The following is a 23813-nucleotide window of genomic DNA, read 5'->3' as shown; positions in this document are numbered from 1 at the left end:
GGGGAACGGGCGGACCTGGAAAGCTGAATGAATATGTGGTTGGCTGCACTGTTGAGCATCTTGAGCGGCACATTGCTGACACTGGGGTTTCCCGGGTTGAATGTGTCTCTGTTAGCCTGGTTCGCGCTCGTTCCATTGTTTGTCGCAGTGCAGGGCAGGAGCACCAGACAGACTCTCGTTCTCGGATTTATCTGCGGCCTGGTCCATTATCTCACGGCACTCTACTGGATCCGCTATGTCGTCCATTATTACGGCGGGCTTCCCCTGCTGCTGGCTGTTTTGGTGCTCCTTTTGCTGTGCTGTTATCTGGCCGTTTATCCGGCCCTTTTCGCCTTGGCGGCGCACCGGTTGGAACACCGTCCGTGGTTGTGGATCCTGGGGCTGCCCGCCGTTTGGGTCACCCTGGAATGGATCAGGGCGCATCTGCTGACCGGTTTTCCCTGGGCCAACCTGGGTTACACCCAGACAGCCTTTCCCCGCCTCATTCAAATCGCTGATGTTACCGGGGTTTACGGGATCAGTTGGCTGGTTGTGCTGGGCAACACCGCCATGGTGGCCTTCGTGCGGCGGCGTTCCCGCATCGGTTTAGGTATCTTTGGCATCTGTCTCGTCGTGACCGTGCTGTATGGATCGTGGCGCTTGGGTGCCGTCGAGGACTTGCAGCGTCATGTGGCACCCTGGACTGTGGCGGTAGCTCAGGGAAATATCGATCAGGCTCACAAGTGGGACCCGCTCTATCAGCAGGAAACCCTGAGTCGCTACCGGCAACTCTCTTTGGATGCGGTGCGGCACAACCCGAGCCCGGACCTGATCGTCTGGCCGGAAACCGCGGTTCCCTTCTTCTACGGGAGAGAACCGCGGCTGACCGGACAACTGCATGAGATCATAGCCGAGCTCGGCGTCCCGGTGCTCTTTGGCAGTCCTTCCGCCAAAGTGATCGACGGCGAGCCGCGGCTGCTCAATTCGGCGTACCTGGTCGATCCTGCCGGCCGCGTCAGGGCGGATTACGCCAAGCAGCACCTGGTGCCCTTTGGCGAGTATGTGCCCTATCAGAGGGTGCTCTTCTTTGTGCACAAGCTGGTGGAGGCCGCCGGCAACTTTGCGGCGGGCACGGATCGGTCCCCGATGAAGATTGATGACCATGAAATCGGCATGCTCATCTGCTACGAGGCCATATTCCCTTACCTTGCGCGCAGGGCGGTCGACGAAGGTGCCACATGCCTTGTGAACATCACTAATGATGCCTGGTTCGGCCAGAGCAGTGCGCCTCACCAGCATAAAGATATGGCCTCCTGGCGCGCGATTGAATTTCGTGTTCCTCTGATACGCTGCGCCAACACGGGGATCAGCGCGATTTTTGACGCCACCGGAAAACCCCTGGGCACCATTCCGCTGGGCGAGAGGGGCTACCTGGTGGCATCGGTCCACCCCTTGAAGGTTGAAACATTTTATCGCCGATGGGGTGATCTTTTTGCCTGGCTGTGCGTTTTGACCGCCTTGTGTGTGCTGTGCGCTGCGCCCGTCGGTCGGACAAGAATTCGCCACGGAGCTGCGAAGGGATGAAAGATTCACGCGCGACCATAAGAGTGTATAATTTTGTGCGACAACTCAAAACCATATGAGGAGGATCAGATGGCAAACATTGATGTGGGTGAACTCAGGAATCAGCTCCAGGCTGTGGCTCAAAGATTTCATACTTTAGGAGGCTATCTTTGACATAGAAGGACGTCGGCAGCGCCTTGCGGAGCTGGAAAAAATCATGGTCCAGCCGGATTTCTGGGACAACCCGGATGCAAACAAACATTTTTTGAAGGAACGCTCGCAGCATAATGAGCTGATTCAAACCTGGCAGAATCTTTTGCAGGAAGTTGAAGAGTGTGAGCTGCTCCTGGAGATGGCCGTCGAGGAACAGGATGAGGAGACCATCCGTGAAGTCGGCAGGAAAACCCTGGCACTGGAAAAGAATGTGCGCAACCTCGAATTGAGGCAGATGCTCAGCGAAGAAAATGATGCCGAGGATGCCATCGTCAGCATCAATGCGGGCGCGGGCGGAACCGAAGCCCAGGATTGGGCCGAGATGCTCCTGCGCATGTATCTCCGCTGGTGCGAGAGAAAAAACTTCGAGGTGCAAATGGTGGATGTCCAGGAGGGTGAAGAGGCGGGAATCAAAAGCGCGACGTTTACCGCTTCCGGTCTCTATGCATACGGTCTGCTCAAAGCCGAATCCGGAATTCATCGACTGGTGCGGATATCGCCCTTTGATGCCAGCGGTCGGCGACACACTTCATTTGCAGCCGTTTTTGTCTACCCCGAAGTCGATGACCGTATCGAGGTGGACGTCAAGACATCGGACCTGCGCATCGATACCTATCGAGCCAGCGGTGCCGGCGGGCAGCATGTCAACAAAACCAGTTCCGCGGTCCGCATCACGCATTTACCCACAGGCATTGTGGTGCAGTGTCAGAACGAAAAGTCCCAGCATCGCAATCGCGATATTGCTCTCAAGATTCTGCGGTCGCGCTTGTACGAGAGAGAAAGGCGCATGCAACAGGAAAAACTCCAGGAGCTGCATGATAATCTCGATGATATCGCCTGGGGAAACCAGATTCGCTCTTATGTGATGCAACCCTACCGCCTGGTCAAAGACCACCGGACGTCAGTTGAAAAGGGAAACGTGGATGCGGTCATGGATGGGGATCTGGACGATTTTATCGAAGCCTACCTGCTCCATCAGTTGAACCATAGAGAACAGATTGCCGTGGCGTAATGTGAAAGGCGGGAGATGAACCGATTTTTGATGTTGGACGTAGGTGCGGGTACTCTGGATGTCCTCTATTACAATCTTGCCTCCGGTCTGCATTACAAGGCGGTAGTGAAGTCCCCGGTGCGCTACCTGGCGGAACGCGCCGCAGCCATGGCGGGTGATTTGCTCATTACCGGCTGCGAAATGGGCGGCGGAATGCTAACGGTCGTACTGAAGGAACGAGCGCGGCGCCATCGGGTGACTATGTCCAGGTCTGCCGCCTACACCGTCCATCATGATTTGGATAGAGTGCGATCCCTGGGAATCACGGTGGTCGAGGATGAGGCGGCGGGAGAGTTGGCTGGTCGTACGACCTGCTCCAGCCTGGTGATCGGCGATCTGGAAATGGATCGGCTGGAGCACATCGTGAAGGGCTTCGGCGTCCCCTTTGCATTCGATGTGGTGGGCATTTGCGCCCAGGATCACGGCATGCCGCCTCACGGCATGTCCCACTTGGATTATCGTCACAAGGTTTTTACCGAGCACCTGGACGGCAACCCATTGCCGTCTTCTTTGGTTTATGCCGTTGATGAAATCCCTTCCACTTTCAATCGACTGAGCTCCATTGCCAAGAGCGCCGCTGCCTTGCCCGCCCAGGAAGTCTACCTGATGGACAGCGGCATGGCGGCCATCCTCGGTGCTTCGCTGGATGTCAGGGCAATGAACAAGGAACGATTGCTGGTGCTCGACGTCGCCACTTCCCACACCTTGGGTGCCGCCATCGAACATGGAGAAATCGCCGGCTTCTTTGAATACCACACCAGTGCTATCACTTTGCAGCGCCTGGAAACACTGCTGCGCCAAATGGCGGAAGGGACTCTGGATCATGCCGGCATTTTGCAGGAGGGCGGCCATGGTGCCTATGTCCGCCGGACGTTCGGTTTTGAGGCGGTCGAGATCATCCTGGCCACCGGACCAAAACGCGGATTGCTGAAAGAATCGAGTCTGCCGATTACCTTCGGCGCTCCCCTGGGAGACAATATGATGACCGGCACGGTGGGCCTTCTGGAAGCGGTCCGGCGCAAAAAAGGCTTGGGTCTGATCGATTACATTTGAAGCACTGTATTGTGAGGGATGCGCATGTATAAACGGATTCTGGTACCGTTGGATGGATCGCCGAGGGCGGAGCGGATCATGCCGCATGTAGAAAGGCTTGCCCAGAAGTTCAATTCCAAAGTCATCTTCCTCAGAGTGGTAGAGCCCGGTTCGATCATTCAGCGGCCGCAGGGGGCCGAGTTCGAGAACAAAATCATGAGGGAGGAAGAGGGTGAGGCGGAAACCTATGTTTCTGCCTGGTCCGGTGAGTTTCGTGAGAAAGGTTTGCGCAGCAAAGGCCTTGTCGAACATGGGGCGGTAGTCTATGCGATCATCAGGGTGGCCGAGCGGGAAGATGCGGATCTTATCGCCATGGCCAGCCATGGTCGCAGTGGACTGCCTCAGGTTTTTTACGGAAGCGTTGCGGCCGGAATTTTACACAGAATAGATCGACCTTTGCTGATCATACGGTCGTCCTGAAAGGATTTTGGTTTAATGCGGCCATGGGAGTCGGGCAACCAGTGAACAAAATCGTCTACTTCGTCAGGCACGGATTGATTCGTTCCAATGAAAAGGACGTCTATGCGGGAAGGAGCGCCGAACAGCTTAGCAAAACAGGTAAGGAGCGAGCCGAGCAGTTGGGGCGGGAGATGCGGGATTGGGGAATAGAATTGATTCAAACCAGTCCTCTGAAACGCACCGTCCAGACCGCACGCACGTATCCTCAATAAATATTGCCAAGCTGAAATGATGGCAGATGCGGATCTCATTGAAATTGAGCTGGGCCCATGGACGGGCTTGTCAAAAGATGAAGTGCGGCGCCGATATCCGCATTACTACAGGCACTGGATCGAACATCCGGAAACCTTCGACCAGCCTGGCGTCGAACCCCTTGAAAATGTGCGCAGCAGAGTGGTCCGCTCTGTCGAACGCTTTATCACAGCCGACCGGCACAGCGTCGCCGCATTCATCACGCACTCAGTGGCGGTGAGGGTCGCGGTCCTGTATTTTGACGGGAAGCCGTTGCATCTCTATCATCAGATTGAGGTGCCCAATTTATCCGTTTATCGGCTCACCTTCGCTTTGCCGGAGGCTTCTTGTGAGGTGGCCCGTCTCAAGTGAGGGGGGCGCTCAGATTCTCTGCAGCCCTTTCAGGGCACGGGAAATTGTGCTCCGGCCTGACTGCAGCTAAATCTGAAGCCGCAGAACATCTTCGCGCGGACTCAGGCGACTGATTTTGACTCGGACCAATTCGCCGGGCTGCAGTCGGGGCTTATCCGGAACAGGCATATTGGCTTCGATTAGAAAGTCCGGAAGGAGCAGGTGAACAAAACGACTGTTTTGATCCAGAACCAGCGCGTCGAGCGCGTGAATGTCTTCCTGCTCCAGATATTTCAAGATCCAGTAGCGTACCCATTTGCGCTGAATGAGAAAAATCTTCGATTGCATAGATCCCAGCTTGGTGATCAGTTGGCGCAGTTCCTCCTCCTGGTACAGCGGGGGCTGTTCCCTAAGGGCATGCTTCAGTTGCCGCTGCACCAACAAGTCGATGTAGCGCCTGATGGGGGATGTGATACTGGTGTAGTAAGGCATGGCCAGGCTGCAGTGCATGCCGGGCTTGGTATCGAGCTCGGCGCGGGCGAACAGGCGCCTTTGCCGGTAAATGTGAAACAATTCATGCTCGCTGGCCACCTGATTAGTCTCTGGTTTGCACTCAGCCTGACTTCTGTAGATTGCCGGTATGCCGCGTTCGGCCAGATAGGAAGCAGCCAATCCATTGGCGGCAATCATCCATTCAGACACAATGATTTGGCTTGGCGTTTCTTTTTTGTATTGGGAAATATGAATCATGCCGGCTGAATTGACGTGCACCTGCACCTCGGGCAACGGTAAAATGACGGCTCCGTGGGCCAGCCGGTGTTTTCTCATTCTCTGGCTGAGCTGATAAAGCCGTTGCAGCATTGGATCATCAGCGACCTGTTCGTTCACTTCCTGATAAGTCAATTGCTGTGAGACTGATATGCGGCTCAAAGCGATTTCGGAATCATGAACGCCCCCCTCTTCATCGACCCTGATAAAGAAGCTCACTGCCAGACGTTCTTCTCCGGCGCGCAGGCTGCAGATGTCTTCCGACAAAGACGGGGGCAGCATGGAGATGCGCGCGTCCGGCAGATATATGGAAGCGGACCGTTCTTTAGCCTCCTCATCGACTGGATCGCCCGGTTCTACGAATTCAGCGGCGTCGGCGATGTGAACCCCGACCTCAAACAGACCGTTGTCCAATACGGTCAGACTGAGAGCGTCATCGTAATCGCGCGTGAGGGCGCCGTCGATGGTAAAGACGTGCAAATCGCGCAAGTCGCGACGGTGCTCGTTCAGATGCTGCGGGCCGATGCCGGCCTGGGCTCGCGCAGCCGCCACTTCTTCCACTTGCGGCGAAAATTCCAGTGAAATGTTGTGCTGATGCAGGTAAAGGTTTTCATTTTCCTGCCAGATGCCCAGGCGCGTCAAGATGCGCAGGGCGGAAAGGGGATGCGCAGAGATATCGGCCCGTTGCAGGAGTTCCTTGGCAAAGGCATAATGGGGCGATTCCTGCCCAAACAGGCAAAAGCTCTTGAGACCCTCGATGAGATCATCGCGGTTGGTCACGGCCGGTTGGGGCTTGCGCTGCCAGATGGCTTTAAGCCACTTTGAACCTGCCTCCAGACGGGCTTCTTTCTGCTCTTCACGCTCGATTTCCAGCTGCCGCTGCTCGACCTTCTCCGGCGAGCGGGCATGGAATTTTCCGTCTTTGAACTGAAAATAGAGGCGATCCTGAAATAGAACCCTCTGAACGGCGGCTACCTGGTCGTCGCCGGCGGGGGCGGCAAACACAAATTCAGCCAGCGCATTCGCTCCATATCCTTCGGTTTCGCCTTCCAACAACGACCACAGTTCTTCCACCTCGACCTGGGCCATGAGGCTTTCTCGGCCGATGGAGACGGCAGCCAGCTCACGCACCATGGCATCGCGAGTCAGGTTCAAATCGAGGGTGCGGTCACCGATATGGATGATTCGGCTGCGGGCCAGATTGAGCTCGCGATTGTGTTCGGTCAATACCGTTAATCGCTGGTTCTTGAGCCCAAGGCAGACGGCACAGATCACCTGCTTGGCTTCGAAAAATTCCAGTACATCCCCCGGGCGAATTTCCTTCAGCGGGCCGTGGGTCATCGTGCGCCTCCCACATTGGCAAATTGTTTCATCTGCTGGATGTAGGCACCGATACCCGAGGAAATTCCGGCAACGAGGCGTGACTGAAAATTCTTGTCGAGCAGGCGTCGTTCTTCGTGCTTGTTGGTGATGAACGCGGTCTCGATCAGAATGCTCGGCATTTCAGCCCCGAGCAGCACGTAAAAGGGAGCCTGTTTGACTCCTAAGTCCTTGACTTTGTCATAAGTTTTTTTAAGGTTCGTGATCACGTTGCGCTGCACCGTTTTGGCAAGTTTGGCGGATTCGTTGATTTTGGTATTCAGCATGATGTCTTTCAAGATGCTTTCCAGATCGCTGATCTTTCGGGTTGAGGTCGCATTTTCCAGGGCAGCGACTCGCGCCGATTCCTTGTCGTTGGAAAGGTTAAGAAAGTACGTTTCCGTGCCGTACAAATTGCGATCCTCGTGGGCGTTGGTGTGTATCGAAATAAACAGATCCGCCCTGTTGGTGTTGGCGATGGCGGTGCGCTCTTCCAGGGAGAGAAATCGATCATCCGTTCGGGTAAGAATCACTTGACAGCCTGATGTCCGCTCCAGGGTTTGCTTCAATCTTTTGGCAATCGCCAGGACGATGTCCTTTTCATAGAGACCATTTGGACTTATTGCTCCCTTGTCTTTGCCGCCATGGCCAGGGTCGATGACGATACACCCCACCTGGAGGCCCAATTGTCGAGCCAGCGTTGAGGTTTGCGATCCCTTGGGGATGATGACTTCTTCAGGTTTCCGGGCCGTTGCCGGCTCGGATCGCTTGCCCTGAACGTCGATGATCAAGCGGTAAGGGTCCGCCAGGGAAAAAATTTTATAGGACTTCATGTCTTCGATATCCAGGGCCACGCGAACCTGGGTGGGATCGTACTGGGCAACTCTCATCCTTTTGAGAAATCGGTCCTCAACCGTTATGTTACTCGCGATGGAGGGATTTACCGTACAGTTTTTCAGATCGATATATATGCGGTCGGGCAATCCGATCTTGGGTTCGGCCGGAAGGTCGTGGCGCTGAAAGTTAACCGGTTCACTGACGTACAGGGCCACTCGAGTGTAGTTGTCGCCGGCCCAATGCTGAATGTCTCTCAACTTGTTCAAACCGCTTGGTTTTTCCTGAGACACCGCCTGCTTGGGAGTGTTGGACGGAAGTGATGGAGATGCGGCTGAGCCGGAGGCAAATGCGAAGGCCGGTGCGCTGCTGGTGGAACCAATCTTATCGGTGGCTTTCTGGGAGCTGAGCAGGGTTTTCAACTGCTCTGCCTTTTCCTCTGCCCTGGGGCGCATGTCGCCCTGCGGGAAGTAGATGCCGACTTTGACAAATTCCAGATAGGCCTGTGACGGATCTTCTTCCAGGTAGATGATGCCGAGCAGGTATTGGGCATCGTCGGCCAGGGGGCTTTTAGGCAACTCATGGACAAGTTGTCGGTAGTATTGCTGGGCCTGTTTCAAGTACTCAGCCGTTGGAGTGGCATCGTATAAGCGGTGGTAGCTTTGCCCGATAAGGTACAGGCATTTGTCCCGGTACCTGCCCTGGCGATCTTCAGTCAATAGGCGGTTGAACTCCTGGATGCGTTCCTTGAGTGCCGCCGCTTGCTGCTGCTGCGGGAGGGACAGGCCGGCATAATAATTTTTTCTGACTTCTTCAAACATTTGGTCAATGCCGGAAGACATGGCGACGGCATGGCGGCCGAAGGCCAGCAGCATGATCCAGGCCAACAAAAATCTTGCTGTGGATGTTCCTCGCTTCATTCTAATCATCTATTATCACAGAGATTTTTCACTATCACAAGGCGCCGCTTCCTCTCTTTAAATCCTCCGGTGTTACAGCGTTGCCGCGGCGCAGTTGGTCCCTGATGGCGTACAGGGCCTGCAGGGCGGCAAAGGGCGTGAAGTGGTCAAGATCCAGGGAGAGGATCTGGTCCTTCAGCCATTCCAGTGAAGGGCGATAGAGGCTCAGCTGAACTCCTGCTTCCCTGTTCCAGGCAGATCGTTTTTGCTTTCTGGTGAGCTCGGACCTGGGGCTCGATGGAGCCCCCTCGTTTTCCAGATGGGTGAGAATTTCTCGCGCTCTTCCGATCACCTCATCGGGCAGTCCCGCCAGCCTGGCCACCTGAATGCCGTAACTCCGGTTGGTCGCCCCTGGAACCAGTTTATGAAAAAAAATGATGTCATTCTGCCACTCTTTGACCGCCACATTGAAATTCCTGACTCTGGAATGCGTCCGGGCCAGTTCGGTCAACTCATGATAATGGGTGGCGAACAAAGTTTTTATACCCCGATCGCGAAAATCGTGCAAATGCTCGGCCACCGCCCAGGCGATGCTGAGTCCGTCAAAGGTGCTGGTGCCCCTGCCGATTTCATCAAGAATAATGAAGCTCTTGGGAGTTGCCTGGTGAAGGATGTTGGCGGCCTCCTGCATTTCCACCATGAACGTGGAACGCCCCCGGGCAAGGTCATCGGATGCGCCCACCCGGGTGAATATGCGATCCACTATTCCGATGCGCGCTTCGCTGGCGGGAACAAAGCTGCCGATCTGGGCCAGCAGAACGATCAGGGCGGCCTGCCGCAAAATGGTTGATTTGCCCGCCATATTGGGTCCCGTGATGAGCAGCACTTGCTGGTTGTCGTGATCCATGTCCAGATCGTTGGGAACAAATTCTCCTGCCGGCATGAAATGCTCGATGACCGGGTGACGTCCCTCTCCAATATGGATCTCATCGGTTTCGTCCAGCAGTGGCGGGCAATAATCGTGCCTGGCGGCCACCTCGGCAAGACTCGCCAGACAATCGATCCCGGCGATAACCGCCGCCATCTTTTGAATGCGTTCACTCTCCCGGGTGATCTTTTGGCGCAAACCAAGAAAAATCTGCTGCTCCAGTTCCAGTCTCTTTTCGTCCGCCTCCAGCACCTGTGTCTCAAAGTCTTTGAGCGCTTCGGTGATGAACCTTTCGGCGTTCACCAGAGTTTGCTTGCGCACGTATTCGGCCGGAACAGAGGGCAAATTGGCCTTGGAAACTTCAATGAAGTATCCGAAAATTTTATTATAACGGACCTTGAGGGAGGATATGCCGGTTTTTTGTCGCTCACTGCTTTCGTAATCCGCCATCCAGCTCTTGGCGTCCCGACTGAGGCGCGTATAGTGGTCCAAATCCGGATGGACCCCGACGCGTATCACCCCCCCCGCATTGAAGTTGACGGGCGGCGGATCCACCAATGTTTGTTCGACCAGTTCGGCAATGTCCGAAAGATCGTCCCAATCGGTGCAGAGGTCCCGCAGTCGGTCACTGCTGCAAACGGCCAGTGTTTCTTTGAGCGAGGGCAGCACCTGCAGCGATTTTTTCAAAGAAACGATGTCGCGCGCATTGACACTACCGCTGGTATTTCTGCTGTTCAGCCTCTCCAGGTCATTGATTTTTTCCAGAAGACTGAGGACCTGGGTACGAATGGCAACGTTCTCCTGCAACTCCTTGACCGCCTGCTGTCGGGCATTGATCGAAGCCAGATCCAGCAGCGGGTAGCGCAGCCATTGTTGCAGTTTGCGCCCGCCCATGGCGGTCCTGGTCCTGTCGACAACCTCCAGCAGAGAACCTTTGCGACCTTGAAAGCTGTTGGATTGAAAAATTTCCAGGTTGCGCACGGTAGCCTCATCCAGCACCATGAAATCGGATCGGCTGTAGGGCAGGAGTCTTTTGATGTGAGGCGAATGGCCCAGATGATTTGCCTGGATGTAAGCCAAAATGGCGCCTGCCGCCTGGATGCCGCAGCTCATCTCGGCTGCGCCGAATCCGCCCAGAGAATGAACCTGGAAATGCTCGATCAGGCGCTCCTCGGACCGTTTCCTGTCAAAGGAATCATAACCGAGAGGGGTCACGGTGGTCTGCAGGTGATGCTGGAGCCTTGTTGAAAACTCAGGATCGCAGCCTTCCGGAAGCAGCAGCTCTTTGGGGGATACCCGCAACAGCTCTTCTACCAGCGCGTCGCTGGAATCCAGTTCCACCACCTTGAATTCGCCCGTTGAGATATCGAGAAAAGACAGGCCGAACCATTGCCTGTCGGAGGAAGCTGCTGCCGCCGCCAGGTAGTTGGGTTGCTTGGCTGACAGATTTTGCGTGTCCAAGATCAAGCCGGGCGTAATCACACGGGTCACCTCACGGCGCACCAAACCTTTGGCCTTCCTGGGATCTTCCACCTGTTCACAGATGGCCACCTTGTGGTTGGCTGCCACCAGCTTGCCGATGTACCCTTCCGCCGCATGATAGGGGACCCCACACATAGGCACGGGATTTTCCGCCTGCCGGTCGCGCGAGGTCAGTGCAATATCCAGAACTTGGGCGGCAACGACGGCATCATCCATGAACAATTCGTAGAAGTCTCCCATGCGGTACAGCACGAGTGCATCAGGATGTTTCGCCTTGATTTCAAGATATTGCTGCATCATGGGAGTGGTCTTGGTGCTCATAACAGACTCGGGTTCTTCCCCCTTTGTTGCCGGTTTAACAAGATCGCAGAATCAGCCACCGATCATCAAGCGCATAACAGCTATCTAATTCATCGCAACAACGAATTTCAAGCAGTAGTTTATCAGATATGCAGTGGAATGGTAGGGCAGGATTCGCAGGGTGCCCAATGAGATGCGGGACCATCTTTTTTGATGATACGGTAAACAATCGATTGAGACTTTCAATCATACCCTGTAAAAGAAAAGCTGAGGAAGAGCCGAGGAGGCACAACCCATGACGGCGAGACCATTGCCGGCGAGGTTGTGCGGTGCGGTGTTCCGGTTTGGGTGAACACCAGCCAGGTGCAGCATGCAAGTGACACGGCCACATGCATGATTGCCGAAGGCCGCATACGGCTTTCCGGGGAGCTCCGATTGATTGCAGTGAAGCTGTCTGGCCGACTTCGCATTGTGAGGCACTGAACCACACAGCGGGCAAGACCAGCCGTTAGAAAGGGAGGACATGCATTATGTTCACGCGTGTAATAAGGCTTCTGGTAGTTGCGTTGGCCATCGTTTCTCTGGCTGCCCCCGCGACTTTTGCCGGAGGACCGATCAAGGGTGAAATTATTGCCATCGAAGGCGGAACTTACACAGTCAAAGACTACGATGGCAAAGAGTATCAAATTAGCGAGGAACTGGTTACAGGCTTGGACCTCGAAACAGGCGATGTGGTCCAGTTCGAACTGGAGGAAGCCGAGCCGGTAAACATTCAGGAGGTTGACGAGTAGCGGGATCAGTTGCGGCGGCGGTTGGCCGTGCAACCGTTGCACCCGCCGGGAAGCGGTCAAGGGGCGTGAAATCCCAGGGTGGTGAATCCGTGTAACCTGTAAGTGTCAAGGCCGGCAAAAGCCGGCTGTTGTGCAATGTTTAGAATTACATTGCTTTTTTGAGTTGCCAGCGATTATAAACTCAAAAAGCTGGGAGTTCCCCTTTGAGTTATCCCGAGAATCGAGGATTTCACCTGTTCTTGACGATTCTTCAGGAACTCTGAGGCAGATCAAACAACGAGGGCGACAGAACAAGAGAGGATTGAAAGATGGCGGAAGGTCGAGTGAAGTGGTTCAATGACAAAAAGGGCTATGGGTTTATTGCGGCAGACAGCGGAAAGGAGCTCTTTGTTCACCACAGCTCCATCGAGGGTGAGGGTTTTAAGAGTTTGGAGGAAGGCCAGAGGGTGAGCTTTGAAGAGGAAAGGGGAGCCAAGGGACCTCAAGCCGTCAGAGTCAAGAAACTTTAGATCGGCCTCAGAGAAGTCTGCTACATTTACGAAGGAGGCAAAGGCTGGAGTAAATTGCTCCAGCTTTTTGTTTTTTTGGTAAGTCGTTTGGCTGCGTGTTTGGTTGCCATGGACCGTAGTGCACGCGCCGCTGATGGTAAAGGAGAAAGGTTTATGAATATCTATGTCGGTAACTTGTCCTACGCGGTAACTGAAAGTGACTTGAGAAGCATTTTTTCTGAATTTGGAGAGGTCACCAGTGTCAATATCATAAAGGATAAATTTTCGGGTCAGCCAAAGGGATTCGGGTTTGTAGAAATGCCCAACAATTCGGAGGCGGATAAGGCCGTGAAAGCACTGAACGGAAGTAAACTGAAAAATCAGAGCATCAAAGTGAATCAGGCCAAGCCGCCCGCTAAGCGACAGCAGCGCAGACCCAGGTATTAACCGCTGCCTCCTGCCACTGATGTTCTCGACCTCCTGCGGCTTGCCCGGAGACTTTCAAGGGGCTCTAATCTCGTATTGCATACGGTACCCTGCCTGATGTAGATTGCTTTGCTCGGCGCGGGCGGCTTGACCTTTGTCTGATGCTCAGACCGAATACGGGCCCGCCGATGGAGAGACAGAGCATGACGAACCCTTCAAATGCAGAACCACTTCTTTATTCCGTTGATGAGTCTCCGCCACTTTGGATGATTCTGGTGCTGGGGTTCCAGCATGTGGTCGTCATGTACGGGGAGGTCATTCTCTTTCCAAGGATTGTCGGAAAGATCGGTAATGCCCCGGAGGAGCATATCGCATTTGCGACTTTCGCCGCCATAGTGGTGAGCGGTTTGTGCACTCTACTGCAGGTGGTGCGCTGGGGCAAAATAGGCGCCGGATATGTGATCTTCATGGGTTCTTCCACGGCTTATCTCGCCTGTTCCAGCCAGGCGGTACAGCTTGGCGGGTTTGCTCTGTTGGGCCTGATGACGATTTTGTCGGCTCCCGTCGAAATTTTGCTCTCCTACTTTCTGCGGCACCTGCGGCACATCATCACCCCTGCGGTGGGTGGAACGGTGATCCTGCTCATCGTGATCAGTTTCATGCCGCTGGCCATCACGGAATGGATGGGAGAGCCCGGCGAAGCTCATCACGGTTCGCTGCAGAACCTTCTCGTAGGGCTGATCACTCTGGCCGTACTTCTTGGAATAAATATTCTGGGAACTAAGACGCTGAAGATCTGGTCGCCGTTTCTCGCCTTCGGGGCGGGAACTGTGGCGGCCTGGGCATTCGGCATTCTGCGCTTTGATCACCTGCACGAAGCCTCCTGGTTTGGTCTGCCCCACGGCAGCTGGCCGGGTATTTCTGTGGATTTCGGTTGGCAACATGTGCCCATATTCTGTGTGTTTGTGGTCGTCACCCTGCTCAATTCGGTGCAGACCATTGGAAACTGTATGCTGGCTCAGAGCGTTTCCGTTCGGGATTTCAAGAAGGTCGATTATGACCGGGTGCAGGGAGGACTCTATGCGGATGCTCTAAGCAATGTATTGGCGGGAGTGGCGGGCACCATTCCCAACGAAACCTACAGCGAGAACATTCCTGTGCTGAAAATGACCGGAGTTGCTTCCAGGTCGGTAGGGATCTTTGCGGTGGTAGTGATCATCGTTCTGGCCTGCATGCCCAAAATCAGCGCGGTCATCCTGGACATGCCGGAACCTGTCTTTGCCGGGTTTCTGGTGGGAATCCTGGCCATGATGTTTCACTCCGGTCTGCATTTGATCCTGCAAACGGGGGCTAACAGCCAGATTGGCCTGCTGGTGGGAGTGTCGGTCTGCGTGGGCATGATTGCAGAGAGCCGGGAATTTTTCCCGACCCTCAACCATGCTGCGCTGTCGCCCCTGCTGGACAACGGCATCGCCTTCGGGGGGCTCGTGGCATTGATTCTAAGCACCACATTCTATCTGATGCCCAAGCCTCGCCTGATTTTTCAACTGGGAACTTCCATGGACCAGTTGCCGGTATTGGTGGACAAATTGAACAACGCTACCGAAACCTTGAAGCTGACCTCCCGTGAACTGTCCACACTCCAGCTCGTGTGTGAAGAAATCTTTGTGCATGTGGTCTCTCACTTTGAAGAACGGGACGCTTCCGGTCGTGTCCATTTCATGATCACCAAGGATGAGGAAGGGGTCTTTGCGGAAATTCAAACTGGTTCGAGGGTTGGGGATGTGGACGGACCCAAACGGCCCTCGCAAACCAGATGGGCCGACGAGGACGATCTGCGGGCACTCGGACTGTACATACTGCGAAATATCGCCAGGGACATCAAGCATGTACACATTTCCGGCTATTCCTATGTTTCTTTCAGGATCTAGGAGGCTGTCCGAGAAAGCTTCGTTTGTCATTTCGAACGGAGCAAAGCGGAGAGAGAAATCTTTGACATCAGTTACTTGCAGGCACAAGATTTCTCGCTATCGCTCGAAATGACAGTTCTCGGACAGCCTCCTAGGAAGCTGCGGATTCGATATTGAACAGAGAAACCTCGCTGCGCAGCCTTTGCACCGCAGCGTCCAGACCGTCGGCGGCCTGTTTGAAATTCTGCAGGGATTCCCGGGTTTGCCCCGCAGCCAGAGAGAGCTGGTACATGGCCTCGCTGATCTGCTGTGCCCCCTCTGAATGGGTGTGCATGCCTTCCGCCACCGTCTCGAACTCCGGCGCCAAGGCTCTCACCTTGTCGATGACCTTGCCAAGCCGCTCCCCCACTCCGGCCACCACCCGGACCCCCAGCCGCACTTCGCTGGCAAATTTCTCCATCTCCATGACCCCGTTGGCGACCGACGACTGCATCTGTCTCACCACCTGCGCGATGCTTTCGGTAGCGATTTCCGTCTGATCCGAAAGTCGGCTGATCTCACGCGCCACCACGGCAAATCCTCGGCCGTACTCTCCCGCTTTTTCAGCTTCTATGGCAGCATTGAGCGAAAGCAGGTTGGTTTGCTCGGAGATTTTGCCGATGGTGGTCACGACATTGGAGATCTTGTCGGCGCGTTCGTTAATCACCGCCAGCTTGGAGGCAATGGAACCGGTGGCGCTCATCAATTGGCGCATGGCCTCTTCCATCTTGTTCAGCTCAGTGCGGCCGGCTTCCGCCATTTGCGCCGTTTCTTCAACGGTTTCGCCGACTTTGTCGAGGGTTCGAACGAGGCTTTCGGATGTTGTGGAGATCTCCTTGCTGGTTGCACTCACTTCCGTCGTAGAGGAAGCCTGCTCGGCTGCCGTGGCTTCAAGCTGTCTTGCCGAGGCGGCAATTTGCCGGGAAGAGGATGAAACCTGAGCACTGGACAATTCCACCTGGCCCACCAGTTTGTTCAGGGTTTCTGTCATGCGCTGGAATGCTTTCAGCAGGCAACCGGTTTCATCCACGCAGGAGCCGATGGTCTTCCTGAACTGTTCGACTGATCGTGAAGCCTCCGATAGTCTGCCGTCGGCAATTTGCTGTGCGACTCCCGTGAGCCTGGTGATGGGATCGCAAAAACGTTGCACCAGAATCAAGCCGATGAAAAAACAGAGGACCATCTGCAGTGAGATGACACCTGCAGAAATATACAAATTATTTCGATCAAGCCGCAGGATCTCCTCATACAATTCATGCCGGGGCGCCACGATGCCAAGGATCGTACCGGTATCCGTGGCGGTGTAGAACAGATAGCTGAGATGCCCGTTGACCTTCAGCTGGTCCTGAATGACTACACCGGGCTGGATTGCTTCGAGGTCAACCAGTGCCTTGCCCCAATTGAACTGATCCACCCGCTGCATGACTTTTGTCGTATCGGCCGGAAATGCCGTGAGCAGCCCACTTGCCCCGTCCACCGCAAAAGCAAACGAACCGGGGCTGACCTTCATCTTGGCAACCATTGACTGCAGGTCGTCAAGACTGAGATCCAGGGTCGCCATTCCGATGATTCTCTCCTGCCGGTCGTACATCAGCGCGTCAATGGTGATCATGAGCGCGTGGGTACCGGTTTGATCCAGGTAGGGTTTGGTCCAGTAAACCCGGGCAGGTCGCGGCTGGGAGAGGTCCCAGCCAGCAGGAATGGCGGTCCGATACCATTCCTGATTGGGGTAATCATACTTCGGTGTGCTCAGGTCCCAGGTGAAAACCACCCGATCCTTGTCCCAGTAGGCATAAGGCCCGTAATACGGCCTGTCCTTAAAAAGGGTGTAGGGGTGGTACCAGAGTCCTCCACCGATGGCCTCGGGGAATTGGCTGAAGCTGTCCATGAGATATTGCTTGACAAGATCCGTGATGTCTATCGTTGTGGTCCCGGCAAGAGTATGGAAGACCTGTCCGGTTTGCGCCAGATCCACAGCCTTGCTTTGCATGGTTGACATAGTGGATCCGACTTCCTTGGATCGTTCCAAAACGAGTTTATTGATGTATTTTTCGGTCTCCACCTGAAGTCGTTTGCTGAAGCTGCGCGCGTTATAGATGAGGACAAAGTTTCCCAGCAATGAGGAGAGCGCAATGATGCCGATCATGAAAAGGATTCTTTGTCTGAGTGTCACGTTCATGGCATGGCTCCGGAAAATGTGTGGGGGGGTTTCTTGGAGCTTCCCACGCCCGCGTCGGGCGCCTCCCTGATGCGTCAGAGCTCGACCCCCAGCCTTTCCCAGACGGACTCCCCTTCTTTGATTTCGGCAGCCTTCAGGTGGGGGTAGGTCTTGAAAAGAAAGATGAAAAGGGGCAGAACTCCGGCAAGGATAATGGTCAGGTCGGGGATGATGCGTACCGACCCGATGAACTGCACCAGGGGGCTTTCGAAAAACGAGGCGTCGCGTGCGATCCACAGCGCTTCTTTGTAGCTGATCCAGGTCTGCAGCACCCCCACGGGAAACAGCGTCCCCAGAGTGAGCAGCAGCAATCCGATATTGAATCCAAAGAAGGCCGTTTTGAGCAGCCGGTCATCCCAGTGCTTGCGGTCCACCAGGCCGCGCCAGGAAAAAAGCAGCAGGCCGATGGAGAGCATGCCGTACACCCCAAAAAGAGCCCCATGGCCGTGATTCATGGTGAGATAGGTGCCGTGTTCGTAGTAGTTGATGAGCGGCAGGTTGATGAGGAAGCCGAACACCGCGGCCCCGAGAAAGTTCCAGAAAGAGGAGGCCACCAGGAAATACATGGGCCATTTGTAGGGGAAGTCAATTCCCTGCTTGCGAATCGATTTGTATTCGAGCAGTCCGCGCACCACCAGGCCAAACAACGGAATGGGCTCGAGTGACGAGAATACCGAGCCCAGTCCCAGCCAAAACGCCGGTCCCCCGTACCAAAAATAATGGTGCGCAGTGCCCAGTATCCCACTGAGAAAGACAATGGCAGCGGTGAAATAGGCCACCATGAGGGCGGCTCTGGCGGTGGCCAGGTTCATGACGACCAGCAGCAGCGAGATGATGGCGATGCCGAAGAATTCGAAGATGCTTTCCACCCAGATATGCACCACAAACCAGCGCCAGTAATCGGCCAGGGTCAGGTGAGAGCCGCGCCCGTAGAACATTCCGAAGCCGAAGAAAGCGACCACCAGGGCGGCGCTGAACAAATAGAAGACGATCAGCGCCGAAAATTCGTCCTTGTGGCCGAGCTTCAAGTGATGGGAGATGGGGCGGTAGACAATCAGAAGCCATGCAATCAGGCCCAGGAATAGCAGAATTTGCCAGAGTCTGCCCAATTCCAGGAATTCCCATCCCTGATGTCCCAACCAGAACCACCAATCACCAAGATACCCCTTGATGCCCAGAATCTCTCCGAAAAGACTGCCGCCCGCCACCAGCAGTATGGCGATGAACAGAATCTGCACCAGCAGTCCCTGCCGTTTGGGCTCGATACCGCCAATGATGGGTGCCAGGTAGATGGCCGAACCGACCCAGGTGGTGGCAATCCAGAAAATGGCCAGTTGCAGATGCCAGGTCTTGGCCCAGCTGTACGGAATGATCTCGGCCACTCTGGGCGCCCAGAAGCTTGCCGGATGGATCGTATAGTGGGCCAGCAGGCCACCGAAGTTGGTCTGCAGCAAAAACAGCAGAATGACCACCAGAAAATATTTGGCGGCTCGCATCTGACTGGGAGTGAGGGGCATGTCCACAAGTTTATCTGCCAATGGAACGCCTCTCGCCGGACCGTACCACAGACCGAAATAATGCACGCAAAAAATGAAGATGCCGAGAACGATGAACAGAGCGACGATACCGCCCAGGGTCCAGAGATAAACGCCGGTGGTGGGGACGTTGCCCACCGAGCGATCGGCCGGCCAGTTGTTGGTGTAGGTGTAATCCGCTCCCGGCCGATTGGTTGAGGCCACCCAGGCCGTCCAGAAGAAAAAGCGTCCCACCTGCAGCCGTTCGTGTTCACTGGGAATGGTGTTGGGAAGATAGCCGTACCGGGTGTCACCGCTGCGGAAGAGTTCCTCCCAATGCCGGCGGATGGCATCCAATGCGCTGGCTTGAGCAGCGGTCAGAACCAGCTTGTCGTGCTTTTGATCGTAGCGGTTGGTGCGCAGTTCGTTCTTGACTTTGACGTCAACCAACTGCTGATCGACAGGGGAAAGCTCGGCGTAACTCTTGCCGAACTCTTTGCGCGCCAGCTCAGTGCGCACCCGGTCTCCCAAAAGATGCAGGCTGAAGGCGGAAAACTCCGCACCGCGCTGTGCGCCGTGCCCCCAAACACTGCCGTGATCCATCAGGCCGTAGCGTTGATAGACATCCTGTCCCTCAAGAATGTCCGCCCGGGTGAACAGCACCTTACCGTCCGGGGCCAATACTTCCCCGGGGTAAGGCGGCAGATGGTCTTTGGCCAGATAGCCGCCGCCCAACAGCAGGACCAATGAAAGCGCAAAACTGATGATTGCCGCAAGCTTTAGTCTTTCCAGCGACATGAGTCACCTCCCTCCCGCTTGTTATACCGGTTAAGCATTAGATGTTTCATTGTTTGCAGGCCTTGTTGATGGGGTTCCCTTCGCTCTACCCATCCTGCGGCATTACGGCACTGCCCGTAGCCACTTTGATGTGAGATGGGTAGAGTCATGCCCAAGCGTGACGAAACCCATCAGTGACTGCCGACATAGAAATGCAGGTTTCTTTTCTTAATGGGTATACCTCAACGAAGCGGTTGAGAAGGGAGAAGCCACCGAACACGATATGGCCGACGAGGCCGATGGCAGCATCCACCATTTCTTCCGGTTCTTTCATAACGTCCCCATCAACCAGTCCAATCAGGACGTCCGTGTCAACGTCCTCGAATGCTGGGAGCTACGGGGCGATAACAGCAAATGCTTCTGCCGGGTTACCGATTTTAAGATCACCCGCCGCAACGCCTGTCAAATCATGCGAGGAGGGCGTGCCCGTTGGAAAGTGGAGAATGAAACCTTTAATACCCTCAAAAACCAAGGCTACAACTTGGAACATAACTACGGGCCTGGTGAAAAGTTCCTCAGCATGGTTTTTGTCTCCCTTATGATGCCGGCCTTTCTCGTTGACCAGGTTCAGCAGATCGCGTGTCCGGTATTTCGCACGGCATGGAAGAAAGCAGGCTGTAAAAGGGAGCTTTGGGAAAAAATCCGAGCCGCATTTCACTTCTTTTTCCTGGATTCCATGGAAACGATCTGCCGGCCGATCATCGCAGGACCACAAAGAGTTCAACCGGTGCCTCTAATAGATACTTCATGACTATTGCCCATGTTTTAAAAGGGGGTAACCGACAATTTTATGCCTCCGGCCGCACAGGAATGACCCTTCGATTCAATGAACGCAAAAGGGTATGCCCTCAATGAAATAATTCCGGGAATTGCTGATGCGAATATAACCGGAGATAATTTTTCGACATGGTTAAGTCTCTTCTTCTGCCCACGAGTATGAATGGTGAAGCAAGATACCAAACTTTCAGCGCAGTCTCAAGTATTAGTCGGCAACTGAATAGATTGTGGTGAAGCCGATATTTGCGGAATGTGTGAGAGGGTTTTGGACCCCGGATCAATCGTCCGGAGTTTTTTCCTTTGCCGAGTCAGAGAACAGATCGAGGAAGGGTTTCAGGGGGGTGAAGGGCGGCAAATTTTGTGTGGCGAGACCGGAGAGATCCGCTCCCATATCCAGCCATTTCTTGAATTGGTCGTCGTAAGCTTTGCGGTAATACAGGTAGTTTCTGATGGTCGCTTCCAAATAGTTGTCGAAAAACTCGTTAAGAATATTTTCACCGTACTGGATGACCAGGTGAAGGAGCGGCACAGGCAGCAGAGTATTCTTGTTCCTGGCCTGTTCCACAATGATCTGAGTCAGGATAAACGCAGTGACATCCTCCTTGGATTTGGCGTCGAGGACTTGAACCTGCCGCCCTTCTTTTACGATTTCAGATAGTTCGGAGAGGGTAATGTACCTGCTCTGTTCGGTGTCATATAAACGGCGGTTGGCGTATTTTTTCAGCAAAAGTTTTCCAGGCATTGCGTCTTCCCTCTCGATCCATTTTGTCATAGTGCAACAATTAGTTTTGCACGATTGAGCCAACATTTTTGAAGAAACATGATTAAACGTTAGTTTAGCAGCTCATCTAGCAAAAACAACAAAAAACCAATTTTGTTGCAGCGCACCATTTTGCTCTTGACAATTGTTCTTTCGAAAGTAGAATTGAATTACCATGTGAGCAGGGGTGAAGGTTGACCGAGAATTTGTAACCACGATAGAGGAGATTGACCAGCTATGGAACCAATGAAAATGACCAAACAGATGATTGACTTCAATAAGAGCAGTTTTGATAACACGTTCAACGCTTTAAGCATGCTGCAAGAGCAATACGAACGAATGATCAACAGCTTCTTGGACCAGGCTGCCTGGCTTCCGGAAGAAGGGAAAAAGGTTTTGAACGAGTGGCTCGACAGCTATAAGAAAGGCCGAGAGACATTTAAGGAAACCGTCGACACGAGTTTCCAGAAGGTAGAAGATTACTTTTCAAAAACGGCATAAGCCGTTAGACTTTAAGGAGGAAATGCAATGGACCAGAAACAAATGTTCAAACAGATGATTGATTTCAACAAGACCGCTTTTGATAATGCATTCAACTCTATGGCTATGCTGCAGGAGCAGGCCGAAAGAATGACCGGCATGGTTCTAGAGCAGGCCACCTGGCTGCCCAAAGAAGGTAAAAAAGTGATTGACGAGTGGGTGAAGGCATACAAAAAGGGTCGGGAGAATTTCAAAAGCTCGATGGAAGATAGTTTTAAGAAAGTCGAAGAATTTTTCGCCGAAACGACCAAGACCAAATAAAGGTTCTTTTGGAACCAGGGAATCCAAAGAGAGGGTGGTGATGAAAAACCAAGCAAACAAGGATAGCCATTTCGCTGAAACAATGAATCACTTTGCCGAGTTGCCTGAATGGGGAACGAAGCTCGTTGAAGCTTATCTGGAAAACAGCAAGGCGGCTCAGATTTATTGGAATGGCGTGCTCAAGTACACAAACGAGTTCGTGACCCCTTTTTGGATTGCCCTGAATTCTTTCAGCAACCTGGAACAAATTAAAGCGGTGCGAATTTCGCCTGTGGAGACCCTTAGAGATTATTTTGAGCTTTTACAGTTCAATAATCAGATCGGCACCAAAGGGCTCACGAGTTCCTATGAAGCGATGACCGACTTCAATCTGCGCAAGATGACCGAAGCCCTGGGCGCTGTTCTGAACACGTTATCCAACCGGAACGGAGAAGACATTTCCGAATATGCTGCCCGACAAAGGCAGCTCATGAATCTGGTGGTGTATGAATACCCCAAGGCGATACTCGATATCGAGCCCGAGTATGGGTTCCATTTTGACAATGGGGGCTATGTAAAGGCTGCCGAGACAGACCGCTTTGACCTCTACCAGGTCCTTCCGCAAGACCCTCAAGTGGAAGTAAGAACCGATGGGAAGCCTGTCATCATTGTTCCGCCGTATGTTCTGGGCGCTAATATTCTGGCTTTTCTGCCCGGGGAAGGAAAAAGCTACGTGCATGCCTTCGCCAATCAGGGCATTCCGACCTATATTCGTATCTTAAAGGATATTGACCTGCATGCCGCGGTGCAGACCATGAGCGGCGAGGATGATGCTTCCGACACCCGGTTTTTCTGTGAAAAGGTTTATGCCAAGCACGGCAAGCCGGTCACTCTGAACGGTTTTTGCCAGGGTGGATTTATGACGCTGTGCGCCATCCTTACGGGAGAACTGGACGGATTGGTTGACGCTCACATCACCTGTGTGGCCCCCATGGACGGGACCCGCAGTCAATCTCTGGTCGAGTATCTGCAACATTTGCCGGCACGCTTCAGGGACCTGGGCTATGCCCTTAAGACACTGCCCAACGGCAACAGGGTCGTGGACGGCAAAGTGATGAGCTGGGTTTACAAGCTCAAAAGCATGGAACGAGAAGCTCCAGTATCCACCTTTTTCAGGGATCTGAGCATGTTTGACAAACCTGCGGGTAAACCCATGAATATCAGCAAGACGGCTGCAGCCATCAATCATTGGATGCTGTATGACCGCAAAGATTTGCCCCTGGGCATCACGCAGATGAGTTTTGATTCCTACACCAAACCCATAAGCAAGGACGGAAACCTGCCGGTGACGTTATTCGGGCGGTCCCTGAATATTAAGCAAATTAAAGAAAAAGGGATTAACTGGCTCATTTGCATTGCCGAACAGGACGATCTGGTGGATGAACCGGCGGCGTTAGCGCCTCTTGATTTCCTGGAGGCGGAAGTGACGGTGTTTCCAAAAGGCCATGGAGCCATAGCCACTTCCTGGTCGGTGCCAACGTCTACTCATGCCCTGCACACATGCTTCGTGCATCCTGCGTCGAAAAGGGGAGAGTGCCGTGGACCGGTGCGCTACCAGTTGGATCTTGATGAAGCCATGAGAAATGCCGGAAAGCCTGCGCCACAGAAAAAAGCCGGCCGAAAATAGCCCACTTTTAAGGTTTAAGGTTTCAGTGGTCAGCGCCAGGATTCGCTCGTCTTACGCTTTCCTGGGGCTCGAAACCG

General features: G+C 54.0%; 21 protein-coding genes. 13 read left to right on the top strand and 8 right to left on the bottom strand.

The features are described 5' to 3' along the window. The first annotated feature begins 27 nt into the window (after positions 1-27). The 6 genes from lnt (at position 28) to K1V27_RS14430 (ending at position 4960) form a co-directional block, all read left to right on the top strand. Positions 28-1563 (top strand): apolipoprotein N-acyltransferase, encoded by a 1536-nt coding sequence (gene lnt, locus K1V27_RS14455; protein ID WP_258930755.1) that lies wholly within the window; start codon positions 28-30, stop codon positions 1561-1563. A gap of 69 nt (positions 1564-1632) precedes the next feature. Then, a protein-coding gene (prfB, locus tag K1V27_RS14450; RefSeq protein WP_258930754.1) for a peptide chain release factor 2 occupies positions 1633-2767 on the top strand; the annotation gives its coding sequence in 2 pieces (ribosomal slippage) (positions 1633-1701 and positions 1703-2767; 1134 coding nt in all). 30 nt (positions 2768-2797) lie between these two features. After that, positions 2798-3859 (top strand): DUF1786 family protein, encoded by a 1062-nt coding sequence (locus K1V27_RS14445; RefSeq protein WP_258930753.1) that lies wholly within the window; start codon positions 2798-2800, stop codon positions 3857-3859. Between the two features lie 24 nt (positions 3860-3883). After that, positions 3884-4318, top strand: coding sequence for a universal stress protein (locus K1V27_RS14440; protein ID WP_258930752.1), 435 nt, complete (start codon positions 3884-3886; stop codon positions 4316-4318). A gap of 41 nt (positions 4319-4359) precedes the next feature. Further along, positions 4360-4569: a histidine phosphatase family protein gene (locus K1V27_RS14435; RefSeq protein WP_258930751.1), complete on the top strand. Its 210-nt coding sequence runs from the start codon at positions 4360-4362 to the stop codon at positions 4567-4569. Positions 4570-4585: 16 nt separating this feature from the next. After that, positions 4586-4960: a histidine phosphatase family protein gene (locus K1V27_RS14430; RefSeq protein WP_258930750.1), complete on the top strand. Its 375-nt coding sequence runs from the start codon at positions 4586-4588 to the stop codon at positions 4958-4960. Between the two features lie 66 nt (positions 4961-5026). Here K1V27_RS14430 and K1V27_RS14425 read toward each other — a convergent pair whose 3' ends face one another. Genes K1V27_RS14425 through mutS form a run of 3 tightly spaced genes read right to left on the bottom strand, consistent with a single transcriptional unit; the run spans position 5027 to position 11530 of the window. Further along, positions 5027-7048: a ribonuclease catalytic domain-containing protein gene (locus tag K1V27_RS14425; RefSeq protein WP_258930749.1), complete on the bottom strand. Its 2022-nt coding sequence runs from the start codon at positions 7046-7048 to the stop codon at positions 5027-5029. After that, on the bottom strand, positions 7045-8820 hold the full coding sequence (locus K1V27_RS14420; RefSeq protein WP_258930748.1) for an N-acetylmuramoyl-L-alanine amidase: 1776 nt from the start codon (positions 8818-8820) through the stop codon (positions 7045-7047). The genes K1V27_RS14425 and K1V27_RS14420 overlap by 4 nt, the downstream gene beginning before the upstream one ends. Positions 8821-8854: 34 nt before the next feature. Then, entirely contained in the window at positions 8855-11530 is a 2676-nt protein-coding gene (gene mutS, locus K1V27_RS14415; RefSeq protein ID WP_258930747.1) for a DNA mismatch repair protein MutS, read from the bottom strand. Positions 11531-12039: 509 nt separating this feature from the next. Here mutS and K1V27_RS14410 point away from each other — a divergent pair. The 4 genes from K1V27_RS14410 (at position 12040) to K1V27_RS14395 (ending at position 15145) form a co-directional block, all read left to right on the top strand. Next, positions 12040-12300 (top strand): hypothetical protein, encoded by a 261-nt coding sequence (locus K1V27_RS14410; protein WP_258930746.1) that lies wholly within the window; start codon positions 12040-12042, stop codon positions 12298-12300. Positions 12301-12608: 308 nt separating this feature from the next. Further along, on the top strand, positions 12609-12809 hold the full coding sequence (locus tag K1V27_RS14405; RefSeq protein ID WP_258930745.1) for a cold-shock protein: 201 nt from the start codon (positions 12609-12611) through the stop codon (positions 12807-12809). 153 nt (positions 12810-12962) lie between these two features. Continuing rightward, a complete protein-coding gene (rbp, locus tag K1V27_RS14400) occupies positions 12963-13235 on the top strand; it encodes an RNA-binding regulator (protein WP_258930744.1) in 273 nt (90 codons plus the stop codon). Between the two features lie 182 nt (positions 13236-13417). After that, on the top strand, positions 13418-15145 hold the full coding sequence (locus K1V27_RS14395; RefSeq protein ID WP_258930743.1) for a uracil-xanthine permease family protein: 1728 nt from the start codon (positions 13418-13420) through the stop codon (positions 15143-15145). A gap of 130 nt (positions 15146-15275) precedes the next feature. On the opposite strand, the gene K1V27_RS14390 is transcribed toward K1V27_RS14395, so the two are convergent. The 5 genes from K1V27_RS14390 to K1V27_RS14370 form a co-directional block, all read right to left on the bottom strand. Beyond that, a complete protein-coding gene (locus tag K1V27_RS14390; protein ID WP_258930742.1) occupies positions 15276-17342 on the bottom strand; it encodes a methyl-accepting chemotaxis protein in 2067 nt (688 codons plus the stop codon). A 74-nt stretch (positions 17343-17416) separates the two neighbouring features. Beyond that, positions 17417-19693, bottom strand: a complete 2277-nt coding sequence (locus K1V27_RS14385; RefSeq protein ID WP_258930741.1) for a nitric-oxide reductase large subunit — start codon at positions 19691-19693, stop codon at positions 17417-17419. 145 nt (positions 19694-19838) lie between these two features. Beyond that, complete coding sequence (locus tag K1V27_RS14380; RefSeq protein WP_258930740.1) at positions 19839-20006, bottom strand: hypothetical protein; 168 nt, start codon at positions 20004-20006, stop codon at positions 19839-19841. A 60-nt stretch (positions 20007-20066) separates the two neighbouring features. After that, the gene (locus K1V27_RS14375) at positions 20067-20390 is read right to left on the bottom strand and encodes a hypothetical protein (protein ID WP_258930739.1); all 324 of its coding nucleotides are present in this window, start codon (positions 20388-20390) and stop codon (positions 20067-20069) included. A gap of 396 nt (positions 20391-20786) precedes the next feature. Next, complete coding sequence (locus K1V27_RS14370) at positions 20787-21251, bottom strand: polyhydroxyalkanoate synthesis regulator DNA-binding domain-containing protein (RefSeq protein ID WP_258930738.1); 465 nt, start codon at positions 21249-21251, stop codon at positions 20787-20789. Between the two features lie 255 nt (positions 21252-21506). Here K1V27_RS14370 and K1V27_RS14365 point away from each other — a divergent pair, with 255 nt between their 5' ends. From K1V27_RS14365 to K1V27_RS14355, 3 genes are read left to right on the top strand one after another with little or no spacing between them, the layout of a single operon-like run. After that, entirely contained in the window at positions 21507-21770 is a 264-nt protein-coding gene (locus tag K1V27_RS14365) for a hypothetical protein (protein ID WP_258930737.1), read from the top strand. A 27-nt stretch (positions 21771-21797) separates the two neighbouring features. Then, complete coding sequence (locus K1V27_RS14360) at positions 21798-22070, top strand: hypothetical protein (RefSeq protein ID WP_258930736.1); 273 nt, start codon at positions 21798-21800, stop codon at positions 22068-22070. Positions 22071-22110: 40 nt separating this feature from the next. Continuing rightward, positions 22111-23736, top strand: coding sequence for a hypothetical protein (locus tag K1V27_RS14355; RefSeq protein WP_258930735.1), 1626 nt, complete (start codon positions 22111-22113; stop codon positions 23734-23736). The last annotated feature ends 77 nt before the right edge of the window (positions 23737-23813 follow it).

The organism is Desulfoferrobacter suflitae, from assembly GCF_022603395.1.
GTDB classification, from domain to species: Bacteria; Desulfobacterota; Syntrophobacteria; order Syntrophobacterales; family Syntrophobacteraceae; genus Desulfoferrobacter; species Desulfoferrobacter suflitae.
The sequence above is the reverse complement of the archived record's forward strand: the minus strand, read 5'-3'. Positions and strand labels throughout refer to the sequence as shown.